At 65.7% G+C, this 14,961-nt stretch carries 9 protein-coding genes, 1 tRNA gene and 2 pseudogenes; 6 read left to right on the forward strand and 6 right to left on the reverse strand.

Annotated features, from left to right (window positions below; translation table 11 throughout):
• Position 1: 1 nt before the first annotated feature.
• Positions 2 to 457 carry an RrF2 family transcriptional regulator gene (locus ACQP12_RS09005; protein ID WP_357942501.1) on the reverse strand — a complete coding sequence of 152 codons (456 nt, stop codon included), beginning with the start codon at positions 455 to 457 and terminating at the stop codon, positions 2 to 4.
• Between the two features lie 7 nt (positions 458 to 464).
• On the reverse strand, positions 465 to 1,379 hold the full coding sequence (locus ACQP12_RS09010; protein WP_433286545.1) for a helix-turn-helix transcriptional regulator: 915 nt from the start codon (positions 1,377 to 1,379) through the stop codon (positions 465 to 467).
• 151 nt (positions 1,380 to 1,530) lie between these two features.
• Here ACQP12_RS09010 and ACQP12_RS09015 point away from each other — a divergent pair, with 151 nt between their 5' ends.
• Positions 1,531 to 2,307 (forward strand): SDR family oxidoreductase, encoded by a 777-nt coding sequence (locus tag ACQP12_RS09015; protein ID WP_433286547.1) that lies wholly within the window; start codon positions 1,531 to 1,533, stop codon positions 2,305 to 2,307.
• A gap of 80 nt (positions 2,308 to 2,387) precedes the next feature.
• Here ACQP12_RS09015 and ACQP12_RS09020 read toward each other — a convergent pair whose 3' ends face one another.
• Positions 2,388 to 2,819 (reverse strand): SsgA family sporulation/cell division regulator, encoded by a 432-nt coding sequence (locus ACQP12_RS09020; protein ID WP_007457244.1) that lies wholly within the window; start codon positions 2,817 to 2,819, stop codon positions 2,388 to 2,390.
• 294 nt (positions 2,820 to 3,113) lie between these two features.
• On the opposite strand from ACQP12_RS09020, the gene ACQP12_RS09025 reads away from it, so the two are divergent.
• On the forward strand, positions 3,114 to 3,626 hold the full coding sequence (locus tag ACQP12_RS09025) for a TIGR02611 family protein (RefSeq protein WP_433286549.1): 513 nt from the start codon (positions 3,114 to 3,116) through the stop codon (positions 3,624 to 3,626).
• Positions 3,627 to 3,676: 50 nt separating this feature from the next.
• Positions 3,677 to 3,748 (forward strand) — tRNA-Val (locus ACQP12_RS09030).
• 77 nt (positions 3,749 to 3,825) lie between these two features.
• Here the strand turns inward: ACQP12_RS09030 and ACQP12_RS09035 are convergent.
• From ACQP12_RS09035 to ACQP12_RS09045, 3 genes and pseudogenes are all read right to left on the reverse strand, one after another.
• Entirely contained in the window at positions 3,826 to 5,046 is a 1,221-nt protein-coding gene (locus ACQP12_RS09035) for a tyrosine-type recombinase/integrase (protein ID WP_433286551.1), read from the reverse strand.
• On the reverse strand, positions 5,046 to 5,243 hold the full coding sequence (locus ACQP12_RS09040; RefSeq protein ID WP_088995191.1) for an excisionase family DNA-binding protein: 198 nt from the start codon (positions 5,241 to 5,243) through the stop codon (positions 5,046 to 5,048). The genes ACQP12_RS09035 and ACQP12_RS09040 overlap by 1 nt, the downstream gene beginning before the upstream one ends.
• A pseudogene (locus ACQP12_RS09045) lies at positions 5,240 to 6,810 on the reverse strand (replication initiator). Before ACQP12_RS09045 ends, ACQP12_RS09040 begins: the two are co-directional and overlap by 4 nt.
• Positions 6,811 to 7,446: 636 nt before the next feature.
• Between ACQP12_RS09045 and ACQP12_RS09050 the strand changes: the two are divergent.
• From ACQP12_RS09050 to ACQP12_RS09060, 3 genes and pseudogenes are all read left to right on the forward strand, one after another.
• On the forward strand, positions 7,447 to 8,034 hold the full coding sequence (locus tag ACQP12_RS09050; protein ID WP_433286553.1) for a nucleoside monophosphate kinase: 588 nt from the start codon (positions 7,447 to 7,449) through the stop codon (positions 8,032 to 8,034).
• Positions 8,035 to 8,842: 808 nt separating this feature from the next.
• Positions 8,843 to 11,176, forward strand: a pseudogene (locus ACQP12_RS09055) (N-6 DNA methylase); the annotation flags it as partial.
• 692 nt (positions 11,177 to 11,868) lie between these two features.
• On the forward strand, positions 11,869 to 14,955 hold the full coding sequence (locus ACQP12_RS09060) for a type I restriction endonuclease subunit R (protein WP_433286555.1): 3,087 nt from the start codon (positions 11,869 to 11,871) through the stop codon (positions 14,953 to 14,955).
• Positions 14,956 to 14,961: the final 6 nt, after the last annotated feature.

A 14,961-nucleotide genomic window follows, 5' to 3' on the forward strand; every position in this document is an offset into this window, starting at 1 on the left:
GTCAGCGGGGCTCCCAGGCGTCGGGGCGGGCGATCAGCTTGCGGACGTGGCCGGGGAGCTTCCCGCTGGCCATCTCGGCCAGGCTCACCTCGTCGACCACCTGCCGGACGGCGGCCCGGACGGCCACCCAGAGCCGGGGCAGGTTCTCCGCCGCGCCCTCGTACCGCGTCTCCTCGGGGCGCAGCCCGCGTACCCCGGCGAGGGGGCCGTCGACGGCGCGCAGGATCTGCCCGATGGTGACGTCGCGCGGTGGCCGGGCCAGGGTGTAGCCGCCCTCGGCGCCGCGCTGGGCCCGGACGATGCCGGCCCGGCGCAGGTCGGCCAGGACCGCCTCGAGGAACTTGCGGGGCATGTCCTGCTCGGCCGCGATGGCCTGGGTGGACACCAGGGTGGGGTACGCGGTGGCCAGGCTCAGAGCGGCCCGGACCGCGTAGTCGCCGCGCGCGGAGATCTGCACAGTGCCATCATGCCCGGCCGGCGGGGGCGGGGGAGTCGGCGGGCGGGCGAGGGCGCACCATGCGGACGGGCAGAGGTTGCTCCCGGGCGGCCCGGAAGGCGCCCGGGCTCACCCCCACCTCCCGGGTGAAGAACCGACCGAAGTTGGTCGGCTCGGGGAAGCCGAGCCGCCGGCCGATCCGGGCGATCGGCTCGTCCGTGGCGGCGAGCAGCCGGCTGGCCTGCAACGCCACCCGCTCGTCGATCACCTGCTTGGCGCTGCGGCCGGTCACCGCCAGGCAGGCCCGGGTCAGGGTACGCACCGAGCAGCCGAGCTGGGCGGCGTAGTCCTCCACCCGGCGGGTGTGCCGGTAGCCCCGCTCGACCTCCCGGCACAGCCGCCGGAAGGTCTCCGTCTCGGCCCGCGGCGTCGTCCGCTCCCCGGCGGCGGGCAGCAGGCTCAACCGCAGCAGCAGCACGGCGAGCTGGTGGCGCAGCAGCGCCACGGCGGCCGGGACGCCGGCGTGCCGGTCGGCGTCCACCGCCAGCTGGGTCACCTCGCTGATCACCGCGTCCTCGTCCTCGCCGGCGAGCTGCCGGTACGCCGGCACCGCGTCCGGGTCGACGTCCAGGCCGCGCAGCGTCTCCGGACCCCACCGCACCACCGTCGCGTCGAGTTGCGGACCGAGGCAGCGCAGCACCTGACCGGGCCGGGCCCGCAACAGCGTGCCCGGGCGGCAGGGCAGCGCGCGGAAGTCCAGCTCGGCGCTGCCGTGACCGTGGGTGACCAGGATCAGCAGGTCGGCGTCGAGCATGACTGGCCGGGACCAGCCGGACGCGGGCGCCAGGTCGGCGAGCGCACCGGTGACGATCTCGTCGGCGTCGACGCGGGGCGTCGACAGGTCGGTGCGGGTGGCCGGGGAGGGCTGACCGGTAGTGACCATCGTCCCGACGGTAACCGCCCGGTGCGCACGTTGCATCTCGACGGTTTCGGCCGGCCTTGTCGGCACCGACGGGGGACGGTTAGGTTACCGATCGGTAGCGCCGGGGTCGCCCGACCGGCCCGCGGCCCCGCACACCGGCGATGGGATGGGCATGACGGATCTGTTCTCGGTCGAAGGCAAGACGGTGCTGGTCACCGGCGGCTCACGGGGCATCGGCCTGATGATCGCCCGGGGCTTCGTGCGGGCCGGCGCCAAGGTCATCATCTCGTCGCGCAAGGCCGACGTCTGCGAGACCGTGGCCAAGGAGCTCTCCGCGGAGGGACACTGCGAGGCGATCCCCGCCGACCTGGGCCACGACGAGGGCGCGCTCGGGCTGGCGCAGGCCGTGCGGGACCGCACGGACCGGCTCGACGTGCTGGTCAACAACGCCGGCGCCACCTGGGGCGCGCCGCTGGAGGCATACCCGGAGGCCGCGTTCGACAAGCTGTGGGCCGTCAACGTCAAGGCGGTCTTCCGGCTCACCACGGCGCTGCTGCCCGCGCTGCGCGCGGCGGCGAGCCCCGACGACCCGGCCCGCGTGATCAACATCGGCTCCATCGACGGCATCCGGGTGCCCTGGATGGAGGTGTACGCCTACTCGGCGACCAAGGCGGCCGTGCACATGCTCACCCGCAGCCTCGCCCACCAGCTCGCCGGCGAGCAGATCACGGTCAACGCGATCGCGCCGGGGCCGTTCGAGAGCAAGATGATGGCCTTCGCGCTGGACGACCCGGCCTCCCGGTCGGCCATCGAGCAGCAGGTGCCGCTGGGCCGGATCGGCCGCCCCGAGGACATGGCGGGCACGGCGATCTACCTGTCGTCGCGCGCCGGCGCGTACCTGACCGGGGCGGTCATCCCGGTCGACGGTGGGATCACCACGCACGGCTGAGCTGCTCCCGGCGTACGCCGGCACCGACGGCCCGGGGCCGCGCGGACTCGGCAGATCCGCGCGGCCCCGGGTGTGCCGTGTCAGCGGCCGGCGAGCAGCCGGTTCACCGCCGTGTCGACGTCCAGGTGCTCGGCCTCGCGGCCGCGTGGGACGACGACGTAGGTCCGGCGCAGGAAGCGCACGAGCACGCTGCGCGGGACCTCGAAGAGGGCGTTGCCGTCCGGCGACGACAGCGCGAGCGCGACGAAGTCGCCGCGCGGGGTGGCCCACGGCCAGACCCGGACATCGCCGATGCCGGCCGGCTCGTCGAGCCCGGTGACCAGCAGTTCGCGCGCGAACGACCAGCTCACCGCCTCGCCGCCGGCGGATTCGGCGTGGAACAGGACATGGACCGCATACGGGTCAGCAGGGTCGTAACGCAGACTGGCACGCACCGGCAAGGCGGTGGCGTCAGGCGCGACGAGCCTTAGCGACGTCTCGACCTCTACGGTCGTCGGTCGAATGACACTCATGGACGTTCTCCCCCCGGCACCGCTGCGGAACGCGCGTGTCCCGCTTTTCCCATACTCAGGTGCTGCTCCTGGCTACGCTCCGCCATACGCTGACTTCACCCAGTGGTGGGAAGGGGGTCGGAAAGCCTCCGAGAACATGAAAATTCTTGTAGGATTTCCGCTTCCGCCCGATCCGTCATCCCGCCCGGCAACGGGTGCTTCAGTCGTCGACTTACTCCGGTAACGTCCAGTCCTCAGCAGGGGTGACGGTCCCGGGCGACACTGGGGGTGGAAATGGTCACGAGGGGTTCCTCGGTGGAAACGAGGACCACGGCCGGCCCACCGAAAGGTGCGGCCCGAGCAGCCAAAAGTCGGGGGTACGAGGTGCCTGTCGAAGGGCGTTCCGGTACCGCTCTCGCCGAGCGGCGCCGCGGTGGATGGCGGGGCCGCCTGCACACCACCCTCGAACTCATCCGGGCCAACCCCACCGGCCGGATCGCCCTCAAGATCTTCATCGGCGTGCTCGGCGCCATCGTCGTCACCATCGGCGTCGCCCTCATCCCGCTGCCCGGCCCCGGCTGGCTGCTGGTGATCGCCGGCCTCGGCGTCTGGGCCGTCGAGTTCCACTGGGCGCGCCGGCTGCTCGCCTTCACCCGCCGGCACGTCAACGCCTGGACGCGGTGGGCGACCAGCCGGTCGCTGCCGGTGCGCTGCGCCCTGGGCGCCGCCGGGCTGGTGTTCGTGTCGGTCGTGGTGTGGCTGTCGCTCAAGTACAGCCTGGGGATCGACCTCGTGGCACGGGCGCTGCACTACCTCGCGACGCACTGAGACCCGGTTTTTGGTCCGGGGTCTCGATCAGGTAGAGTCATCGGCGCTGAGGGCGATTAGCTCAGCGGGAGAGCGCTTCGTTCACACCGAAGAGGTCACTGGTTCGATCCCAGTATCGCCCACGCAGATCAAAGGCCACTTCCCGGCTTCGGGAGGTGGCCTTTCTGCTTGCGTACAGCAGTGAAGTACAGCAGCTCAGTCAACGGCCGAGTGAGTCACCGAGGCGTTTGAGTGCGTCTCGGGTCGCCTTCGTCGATACCTGGGTGTAGATCTCCATCGTCACCGAGAAGCGGGCGTGCCTCAGCACCTGCATGGCGACTCTGGGGTGGACGTCGAGGTCGGCTAGGAGCGTGGCGCAGGTTCGCCTGGCGTCGTGAACGGTGATCGGCTTGATGCCTGCTCTCTCGCACCTCGTCTGCCAGGAGCGTTGGAAGTTGCGCGGCTCGATCGGTGTGCCATACCGGGTGGTGAATACCAGTCCGGTCTCGTGCCACGCCTTGCCAGCGGCTGCTTCAGCCTCGTCGCGTTGTTGCTGTCTGAGCTTGAGGGCGGCCAGGCAGATGTCGGGCAGAGGGAGGGTGGCGTCGGACGCCTGAGTCTTGGTGTCGCGGTGCAGGAGCTGCCCGCGCACGCGTTGCAGTTGGCGGCCGATGGTCAGCTCTCCGGCGTCGAGGTCGACGTCCTCCCACGTCAGTCCGAGGGCCTCGCCCTTGCGCAGGCCGGTGACGAGGACCAGGGCGTAGGCGGCGTAGAGCGGGTCCCCGTCGGCTTGGGCCGATTCGAGGAACTTGCGGGCCTCGTCGCTCGACCACGACTTGCCCCGCCGGCGGCGGACGGTGGCGAGAGTGACCGGCACGGCCGGGTTCTTTGTGATGAGGTCTTCGGCCTGGGCGTGGGTGAGGGCGGCCCGCAGCGCGGCCCGGATGTCGCTCACCGTCCGCGTCGACGGGACCGCCTGGCAGCAACGGCCGACCGCGCAGCAGCGCCGCTTGTGCTTCGGCCGGGCGGCATCCTTGCCCTGGGCACAGCACTGGCAGGTGCGAGCCACCTGGTTGATCCAGGTCTGCACGTCCCGGGACTGGAGCCGGTCGAGTCGCTTGGCCCCGAGGCCGGGGGAGATGTAGCGGCGGACGAACGTCTCGTAGGTCGCATAGGTCAACGGTGCCCGGTTCGGCTGGATGATCTCGGCCAGCCAGTAGGTGAGGAAGCTGCCGACCGTGGGGACGCTGGTCGCCACCGGTCCGGCCTTGGCCTGCTGGTGCAGCTTGATCCACTTGTCGTGGACGGCCTCCCGGGTCTTGCCGTAGACGTACTTCCGGTCACGCCGGCCGTCGGGCTTGTTAACCCAGACGTATGCGGCGAAGCCATTGCGGTAGGGGAAGATGGAGCCTTCGCCGTTGGCTCGGACGCGTCCGGGCATCAGGCGGCCTCCTGGCGTTCGACCTGTTCGCGGATGTAGTCGTCGACCCATTCGGGGAGGATGCGGCGGTACTTGCCGTCCTTGATGGAGCGCAGCTCGCCGGTGGCGATCTTCATCTTGACCTTGGAGATGCCGAAGCCGAGCAGCACGGCGACCTCGGCAGGCGAGTACCAGCGGGGGCGGAGGTCGTGGCTCATGCGGCGGCCCCGGTGAGCCAGGCTTCGTAGGCGAGTTCTTCCCGGCCGATGCGTCTGCTCTCGCGCCGCTGTCTTGCGGCGGTGTTGGCGAGCAGGGCGTCGCCTTCGGAAAGCCAGCCGGACCCGACGTAGGTGAGGGTGCCGACCGTGATCGTGTTTGTTGGTTCGTCGTCCTCTTCGCGTCGGTAAGTGGCGCGGGTGTCGCGGAGCAGTCGGAAGGTGACGGAGTAGCGGCGGGCTTTGGTGAGGAAGTGGCCGCCGAAGCCGAGCATGTGCGCCCAGCGGCGCAAGCCGCCGTAGACGTTGGGTTGAGCGTCAAGGCTGTCTTGACGGTCGTCGGCGCTTGCGGCGCCGCCGGTCATGTCGGTGTGGGTGGGGCGGCCGAGGTGCCAGCAGGCGTCGATGAGGCGGGCGGTGTGGTCGCCTTCGGGGTCGGCGTAGTCGTCGATCGTGGCGGCGGTGAGGCGGTTGGAGGAGTGGCCGGTGGCTTCCGTGGCCTTGGTGGCGTACTTGGCGAGGTAGGCGGCGACCTTGTCGTCGGTCAGCTCGCCGTCGGCGGTGTTGATGTGTTGGACGTCGACCTGCTCGCCCCAGGCGACCAGCCAACCTTGCGGCGGTCGGGGTGTGGAGGCGCGGTGACGGTGATCTGCCGGGCGGCGACGTGGATCGCCTCTTCCAGGTCGTCGAGGGTGATGCCTGCCGGTGGCGGCACGAACGCGCCCGGGTCGTCCGGGTCGACGCCGTCGAGGCGCAGCAGGACGTGGAAGTGCACGGCTGCCCGGCGTTGCATCTCGGCGACCTTGCCGTGGGAGATTCGCACGGGCGGCACCCAGCGGACCTTGCCGGAGGCGGTGACGACCCGTACGAAGGGGATGTCGAGCTTGCGGCATCGAGCGGTGAGGTGCCGATCGGCGGCCTGCTTGGTGCGCCGCCACAGCTCGCCCGAGAAATAGTTCCAGACGACCTGGTGCGCGTGGTCGTAGCAGTCCAGGCACAACGGCCGTCCGAGCCGTGGATCGTCGGCGTCGTGGCGGGCGAAGCACGCCGCGGGCTGCCCATGTTGGCAGGTGCCGGCAGCCCTACGGGCGAGGCAGGGAGCAGGGCGGCAGTCGCAGCGCTGCCGGTTGCGGCAGGTGTGGCGGGGGACGTGGCGGTGGTGGACCGGTCCGAAGGACGGTGCGGTGAAGGTGGCGAAGACGACCGGGTGTCGGCCGACCGAGTCGGGGACGCCCTTGCCGCCGGTCAGGCCGCGACAGACGACTTGGTAGGCGTCGCCCTGGTAGACCCAGGCGCAATCCGGGCACACCGATTCGCGGCGGTTGCCGCACGCCTTGTAGAGCGTCCGGTCGGGCAGCTCGTCGGTATACAGCCGGCCGGTGATGCGGCCGGTGTCTCGGTCGACGGCGGCGATGGTGCCGGTGAGGCGGATCGGGCGAGCACAGCCGCCAGCGGGGCGGGTGTGCTCCAGCCAGCCGGAGAACTCCGGCGAGGCGGCGCGGTGCAGGACTTGGGCGTCACGGCCGACGGCGAGGCCGGGCCGGTACGGGGTGAGCGGAGCGGTGGACACGACTGTCTCCTCATCAGGGGGTGGCAGGAACGGGAGCGAAACACCACCAGCCGTGGACGGATGTCCGCTGGTGGCGTTCGTGGTGTCTCCTGGCACCGCCGAGAGGGCGGCTGACGCCGGAGGGCGGAATCGTGGCCGTGCCACTTCCCGCCGATGGGTCATGTCCTTTCACGCTCGTGACTTGGCAATTGAGGGCCGGCACGGGTGGGGAGCCTGGGATGTCGGCATCCGGCGGGTTGCCGCAGGCTGGCCCCACCCGTGCAGCAGTGTGAATCCGGGCCATCGTGGACGGCAGGCAAAGGCCGTGCTGGGCCTCTCAGCGGATTCGGGGGACCGGCGCAGCGGCCGGTGCGATCGAGAGCCGGCGGGACGTGGCCCGCATCAGCGGCAGGAAGGCCGCTCGACATCTCTGAGGTCGAGGCCAGCGATCCGGCAGGAAGGCCGCGCTGGCGTCCTCGACGAGCGCCAGAGTAGCACCGGGCACCGACACGTCAACCCGCCGTGGCTCGGGCAACCGGCGCCGGCGGCGGCGCCCCTGACCCCCGTATTCGGGCTGACGATCCATGTCCACATCTCACGTGATGCGCCAGGTGCGCTGCTAGCTTGGCTCCTCGGCGTCCCAACACGGGAGTACACATGCCCAACGTGATCCTCACCGCCGGGCCGGTGGTCGACCTGGCCTCCCCTGCCTGGGCTCTGGCAGACGCCATCGGCCTACAGGCGGTCAGCGCAGGCAATGTCTTCCGCGAGCACGTTCAGCAGCAGACTCCGCTCGGCGAAGAGGCGAAACGGTACATGCAGGCCGGACATCTTGTTCCGGATGAGCTAACGGTCAGAGCCATCGCTGACGTCCTGGCCAACGTCGACGGTGGCTGGGTCCTGTACAACTTCCCTCGCAAGGTCCGTCAGGCTGAGTTGCTGACGCAGGGCGGCCATGTCCCTGACGCAGTGATCGAACTGGTCCTTAGTGAGGACCAACTTCGCCTCGCCATTCACCGTCGGGTGGAACGGCAGATAGCACTGGATCCCCAGCAAGCCGAGCGACGCCAGGAACTCCTGCTCATGTACTCACATTCGCAGGAGAACTACCAGGAGCAGGTCAAGCCGCTGCGCGCTTACTACCGGACCCATGGCCTGCTGCGAACCGTCAGTGGCTTCGGTGACTTCGAGGACGTAGCAGCCAGGCTGATCCCGATCGTCTCCGACGGTCAACGTCGCCCGTGAGATCGGGCAGGTTAGGCCAACTGCCGGCCGACGTGGGAGGACTTTCTCTACATCTATCAAGGCGGCCCTTGACGGGCCGCACGCGCCGCCGCCTGGGCGCGCGCCGGCCGCTGCCGCTGTCGCTCTGCGGCCGTCACGCCTGATGCCCGGCGGCTGGCACGGACAGCAGAAAGCCCGGAGGGCCGCCGCAGCACGACAGGATCGTTGACCGGGTAGGGGTGGGCCGGCAGCCGGCCGGGCCGCGCGGCCACAAGCCCGCGCGGCGCAGGGAAGCGCACGCCGGCCGCGCCGGCGAGCGGGCGGCAGTCGCGAGGTTGCGGTTACTGCGCCTCCGGCGGGGGCGCTCCGGCTCCAGGATGGCCGGGGCACCGCCGGCGGGTAACCGTCCGTGGGTGGTTGCGGAAGGAGCCATCCCGCCTGCCATCGACCCGGGCAAGCCGAGCAGACCACCGCCCCACCCGCCAGCGTCCGAACGTGCGTCAAGGTCCGCTTGACGTGGCGGGCCGGGCGGCGCCCCGCTCCCCACTAGGGGCGGGTCGACGGCAGACGGGATTGCCCAGCCTCTCTAGAATTGCTGCGCACAAGCCGCCGGGCAGATCCAAGGGGCAGGGAGTGCGGTGGTGGTCATCCAACGGACCGAAGAGTGTGCTCGTGCGAAGCGAGGGCTACTCCCAGCCGCCTCTCCCGTCCACATCCAGTAGGAGCATGGCGGGCTCGACGAGGATAGGTGGAGGCACCGCGTATGGCGCTCAAGAAGTCGGATCTGTACGGCTCGCTCTGGAGGAGTTGCGACGAGCTCCGTGGCGGCATGGACGCGTCGCAGTACAAGGACTACATCCTCACGCTGCTCTTCGTGAAGTACGTGTCAGACAAAGCCAAGTCCGACCCTGACAGCCTGATCGACGTCCCTGCCGGTGGGTCCTTCGACGACATGCTCGACCTCAAGGGCACCCCGGAGATCGGCGACAGGATCAACAAGATCATCGGGGTACTTGCCAGGGCGAACGGGCTAGAAAAGGTCATTGACCTAGCCGACTTCAACGACGAGGAAAAGCTTGGCAAAGGCAAGGAGATGCAGGACCGGCTGTCGAAGCTGGTGACCATCTTCGCTGACCTCGACTTCCGCGGCTCTCGTGCGGAAGGCGACGACCTGCTGGGCGATGCCTATGAGTACCTGATGCGCCACTTCGCAACCGAGTCCGGCAAGAGCAAGGGGCAGTTCTACACTCCTGCGGAAGTGTCCCGTGTTATGGCCAAGGTGCTCCAGATCCCAGGCGACGCCAAGCACAGCACGACGGTGTATGACCCGACCTGCGGCTCCGGTTCACTGCTGATCAAGGTCGCCGCAGAGGCGCCGAACGGACTTACCATCTACGGCCAGGAGAAGGACAATGCCACTTGGGCGTTAGCCGAGATGAACATGATCCTGCACGGCAACGAGGACCGCGAGATCCGCAAGGGCGACACCATCACTAGCCCGCAGTTCACGAGTGGGGACTCCCTTAAGCCCTTCGACTACGCGGTTGCCAATCCGCCGTTTTCGGTCAAGTCTTGGAGCAACGGCCTCACCAACGGCTATGGCAGGTTTGAGCTTGGTCGGCCGCCGGAGAAGAACGGCGACTACGCCTTCCTGCTACATATCCTGAAGTCGCTCAAGAGCACCGGCAAGGGGGCCGTAATCCTGCCCCATGGCGTCCTGTTCCGCGGCAACGCCGAGGCCACCATCCGCAAGGAGCTAATCAAGCGCGGCTACATCAAGGGAGTCATCGGCCTGCCAGCCAATCTCTTTTACGGCACCGGTATCCCCGCCTGCATCCTGGTGCTCGACAAGGAGAACGCTCAAGCGCGCACAGGCATCTTCATGATCGATGCCTCAAAAGGATTCATGAAAGACGGACCTAAGAATCGTCTGCGGAGCCAGGACATCCACAAAATCGTAGATGTCTTCACCAAGCAGACCGAACTTGAGCGCTACTCGCGCATGGTCCCCCTTTACGAGATCGCCGATCCAAGGAATGACTACAACCTTAACATCCCGCGCTACATCGACTCGTCCACGCCCGGCGACATTCAAGACCTCGATGCCCATCTACATGGCGGAATACCCGACCGAGACATTGATGCGCTCGCCAGCTACTGGGACGCGTTTCCGCAACTGCGCGACCAACTCTTCAAGTCAAGCCGGTCCGGTTACAGCGACCTCACCATTGACGTCACCCGAGTCCGACAGGCGATCCTCGACTCGCCCGAGTTTCAAAAGTTTGCGGCGGAAGTCCATGCGCTAACCACAAAGTGGTTCGACTTCCATCGAAATCGGCTGGCGAGCATCAATGCCGACACCAAGCCGAATGACCTTATTGCGACAATTAGCGAGGACCTGCTGGCTCGGTTCAAGCCCGTAGCTCTGCTAAACGAGTATGACGTCTACGAGCAAGTCATGACCTATTGGCACGAGGTTATTCACGACGACGTCTTTCTGGTCATGAGCGAAGGCTGGGCCAATGCCGCCATGCCTCGCAGGGCTATCGAGGACAAGGACCGGAAACTTTCAGAAACACCTGATCTGGTGATCGGATCAGCCCGTAGCGCGAAGAAGTACAAGATGGACCTCGTCCCGCCAGCCTTGGTCGTTGCGCGCTACTTCGCTGACGAAAAGGCGCAGCTTGATGAGCTGAGCGCTGCCGCAGAGGAGGCCGGTCGCGCCATCGAGGAATATCTCGATGAACACGCCGTCGAAGACGGTCTCTTGGCTGGGGCCATGGAGGACGACAAGATTACCAAGGCACTCGCCACGGCAAGACTTCGAGAGGCTAAGGGCGAAGGCTCCGACGCGGAGGAGATCAACGCGCTGGAACACCTGATAGCGCTGTACGAAGGTGAGGCTAGCGCCAGGAAGGCCGTCAAGGAGGCGCACGCCGTCCTTAACCTAGCCACCCTGAAGAAGTATGGCGCTCTCACCGAGGCGGACATCAAGCTGCTCGTGCTCAACGATAAGTGGGCCGCGACGATCGAGAGTCGGATAGCGTCCGAGGTTGATTCGCTCACGCTTGCACTCGTAAGCCGCATTCAGCAGCTCGGTGATCGATACGCCGAAACAGTCGGCACGCTTGATGCCGAACTGGAGAAGCTGGGAGCCAAGGTCAACCACGGCTTGATGCAGCAGCTTCTTACCGGCAGAACCCGTCTCCCCGGCTTCACCAAGCCTTGGTCAGAAGTTCGGCTTGGTGATCACGTGACCTACCTGAGAACGGTTGCGCTCTCCCGCGCTCAACTCGACGAGACTTCGCCTCTTAGGTACCTGCATTATGGGGATATCCACACCCGCATGGGCGTGACGCTGGATGCGGCTCGCGAGTCCATGCCGCGGGCTTCCACAAGCCTGGCCGGCAAGGCCGGACGGTTGAAGCCTGGCGATCTGGTGTTTGCTGATGCCTCTGAGGACCCGGCGGGAGTCGGCAAGTCTGTGGAGATCGTTGCGGTTCCGCCGGAGGGTGTGGTCGCCGGTCTACACACCATCGCGGCGCGCTTCGACAAGGCGATTCTGGCCGACGGCTTCAAGGCGTACCTGCAATTCATCCCCGCATTCCGAGAGTCTCTCCTTCGCCTAGCTGCGGGGACCAAAGTCCTAGCAACGACACGCCAATACATCTCTAGCATCACGCTATTGCTTCCAGACGTAGCTGAACAGCGAGCCATCGCCGATGCCTTGGCCGACATTGAGTCCGAGATCTCGGCCCTGCGCGCTCGACTTGTTAAGGCTGAGAACGTCAAGCAGGGCATCATGCAGCAGCTTTTGTCGGCGCCCCCGCGCCCACCGGCCAAGGAGGTCCTCGAATGAGCGGTGTCGGGCAAATCGAACGTTTGACGCAGGACCGAGTGGTCCGGCTATTCCGCGACGCCCTGCGCTTCGATTACGTCGGCAACTGGGCGTACCGCGACGGCAACGCTAACGTGGAAGTCGAGTTCCTCACGCAGAACCTGAAGGCCCGCGGCTATAGCGACAACCTGATTAATAAGGCTCTCCAGCGGCTTGCGAGCGAAGCATCTCTTGGGGGCGGCCGCAACCTGTACGAGGCGAACCGTGATGTTTACGGCCTGCTTCGGTACGGCGTCAAGGTACGGCCTGGCGCCGGTGAGCAGTTCCAGACGGTGTGGCTGATCGACTGGAATACCCCCGAGTCCAACCACTTTGCGATCGCCGAGGAAGTCACGATCGCAAGCAACCACACCAAACGGCCGGACCTTGTGGTCTACGTCAACGGCATCGCGCTCGCTACGATAGAACTGAAGCGGTCGAAGGTTGCGGTGGCGGAAGGCATCCGACAGTCCATTGGTAACCAGAAGGCCGAGTTCATCCGACCATTCTTCACCACCGTCCAGCTCCTCCTAGCAGGCAACGACGTAGAGGGACTGCGATACGGTGTCATCGACACGCCGGAGAAATACTGGCTGGCCTGGCGTGAGGACTCACCGATCGAGGAGCCACTTGACCGGGCGTTGACACAGCTGTGCTCCAAGAAGCGACTGCTGGAAATCGTGCACGACTTCATGGTCTTTGATGCTGGGGTGAAGAAGACGTGCCGGCACAACCAGTACTTCGGTGTGAAGGCCGCCCAGAAACGCGTCAAGAGGCGCGAGGGCGGCATCATCTGGCACATGCAGGGTTCGGGCAAGTCCCTGACGATGGTGTGGTTGGCCAAGTGGATCCGGGAACACCAGGGCGATGCGAGGGTCTTGCTAATCACTGACCGCACCGAACTGGACGAACAGATCGAGAAGGTCTTCAACGGCGTCAACGAGTCGATCTACCGCACGACGACGGGGGCAGACATGATCAACGCCCTCAACAATAGCTCGCCTTGGCTTATCTGCTCTCTAATCCACAAGTTCCGAGGGTCGGAGGATGAAGCGAGCCGCGACGAGACGGAGATTGACTTCATAGAGGACCTTCAGGCCAAGGTTCCAAGGGATTTCGACGCTAAGGGCAACCTTTTCGTCTTTATTGACGAGGCCCACCGAACGCAGTCCGGCAAGATGCACCGTGCCATGAAGGCGCTCCTACCAAATGCTATGTTCATCGGCTTCACCGGTACCCCACTGCTGAAGTCCGAGAAAGCTTCGACGATCAAAACCTTTGGGTCTTTTATCCACACCTACAAGTTCCATGAAGCCGTTGAGGACGGCGTGGTCCTGGATCTGCGTTACGAGGCGCGCAATATCGAACAGGATTTGACCTCGCCTGAGAAGGTCGATAAGTGGTTCGACGCAAAGACCAGGGGTATGACGGACCTCTCTAAGGCCGAGCTAAAGAGGCGCTGGGGCACGATGCAGAAAGTCGTCAGCGCTCGCCAGCGCGCCGAGCGCATCGTCGAAGACATCCTGCTGGATATGGAAACCAAGCCACGCCTCATGGACCGTCGCGGCAACGCGATACTAGTCGGAGCGAGCATTTATCAGGCGTGCAAGTTCTACGAGTTGTTCTGCCAGGCAGGGTTTAAGGGCAAGTGTGCCATCGTCACTTCCTACCAGCCTAAGGCCAGCGACATCTCGAAGGAGGACTCGGGTCAAGGTGCGACCGAGAGACTACGCCAGTATGAGATATACCGGCAGATGCTTGCCGATCACTTTAGTGAGCCCGCCGACCAGGCGATGACAAGAGTCGAGGAATTTGAGAAGCAAGTCAAGGAACGTTTCATTAAAGACCCCGGCCAGATGCGCCTGCTGATCGTGGTCGACAAGCTGCTGACCGGCTTCGACGCGCCGAGCGCGACCTACCTTTATATCGATAAGAAGATGCAGGACCATGGCCTGTTCCAAGCGATCTGCCGAGTAAACCGTCTGGACGGCGACGACAAGGACTATGGCTTCATCGTCGACTATCGCGACCTGTTCAAGTCGCTCGACAAGGCGATTAAGGATTACACCAGTGGTGCGTTGGAAGGGTACGAAAAGGAAGACATCGATGGCCTGTTGACCGACCGCCTCGCCGGCGCGAAGGAGGACCTGGACGAGGCGCTTGACCGGATCAGGGCAATCTGTGAGCCAGTTTCACCGCCGAAGAACACGCTGCAGTACCAGCAGTATTTTTGCGCCAAGGACCTAGGCGATGCCGGACAGCTCAAGGCGAACGAACCGAAGCGGATCGCGCTATATAAGGCCGTCGCGGCCGTCACGCGAGCCTATGGCAACCTAGCCAATGAGATGGTCGCCGCCGGATTTACAGAGGCTGAGGCAGCTGATATCAAGAAGGAAATCGCCCACTACGCGAATGTCCGAGACGAAGTGAAGCTCGGCGCCGGGGAGGACGTCGACTTCAAACAGTACGAGGCTGGTATGCGCTTCCTGCTCGATACGTACATTCAGGCGCGGCCTTCCGAAGTTGTGTCGGACTTCGACAACGCCGGGCTCGTTCCGCTCATCGTGCGGCTGGGTGCGGGGGCCCTAGACAAGCTGCCCGATGGCATCAAGAAGGACCCTGAGGCCGTCGCGGAGACGGTCACTAACAACATGCGTAAGCTGATTATCGACGAGCGTGTAAGTAACCCGAAGTACTACGACAAGATGTCTGAGCTTCTCGATGCGCTGCTCGAAGAGCGACGCAGTGGGGCACTGCAGTACAAGGAGTTCCTGGCCAAATTGCTCGAAAACGCTGCCAAGCTCGGCAGTGGGGAGTCCGAAACGGTTTACCCGAGTTGGGCAGATAATGGAGCGAAGCGGGCGCTCGTAGATTTCTTTAGCCCGGACGACTCGTTGGCGATCGAGGTCGACGCGATCGTGCGATACAGCAAGCCGGACTCATGGGTTGACAATCGTATCAAGGAACGCAGAGTTCGCACCGCGATCAAGAGTGTTTTGCCTCGGGGCTTCGAGCGATTGGAAGAGCTTTTTGAACTCGTGAAGGCGCGGCGTGAGTACCACTAGTTCATG

This window comes from Micromonospora sp. CA-244673, assembly GCF_050948395.1.
Taxonomy (GTDB): domain Bacteria; phylum Actinomycetota; class Actinomycetes; order Mycobacteriales; family Micromonosporaceae; genus Micromonospora.

What these genes read in the sequence shown, in the direction of transcription:
- ACQP12_RS09010 (WP_433286545.1), bottom strand. Translation starts at nt 1,379, where the DNA reads ATGGTCACTACCGGTCAGCCCTCCCCGGCCACCCGCACCGACCTGTCG.
- ACQP12_RS09015 (WP_433286547.1), top strand. Translation starts at nt 1,531, where the DNA reads ATGACGGATCTGTTCTCGGTCGAAGGCAAGACGGTGCTGGTCACCGGC.
- ACQP12_RS09020 (WP_007457244.1), bottom strand. Translation starts at nt 2,819, where the DNA reads ATGAGTGTCATTCGACCGACGACCGTAGAGGTCGAGACGTCGCTAAGG.
- ACQP12_RS09035 (WP_433286551.1), bottom strand. Translation starts at nt 5,046, where the DNA reads ATGCCCGGACGCGTCCGAGCCAACGGCGAAGGCTCCATCTTCCCCTAC.
- ACQP12_RS09040 (WP_088995191.1), bottom strand. Translation starts at nt 5,243, where the DNA reads ATGAGCCACGACCTCCGCCCCCGCTGGTACTCGCCTGCCGAGGTCGCC.
- ACQP12_RS09050 (WP_433286553.1), top strand. Translation starts at nt 7,447, where the DNA reads ATGCCCAACGTGATCCTCACCGCCGGGCCGGTGGTCGACCTGGCCTCC.
- ACQP12_RS09060 (WP_433286555.1), top strand. Translation starts at nt 11,869, where the DNA reads ATGAGCGGTGTCGGGCAAATCGAACGTTTGACGCAGGACCGAGTGGTC.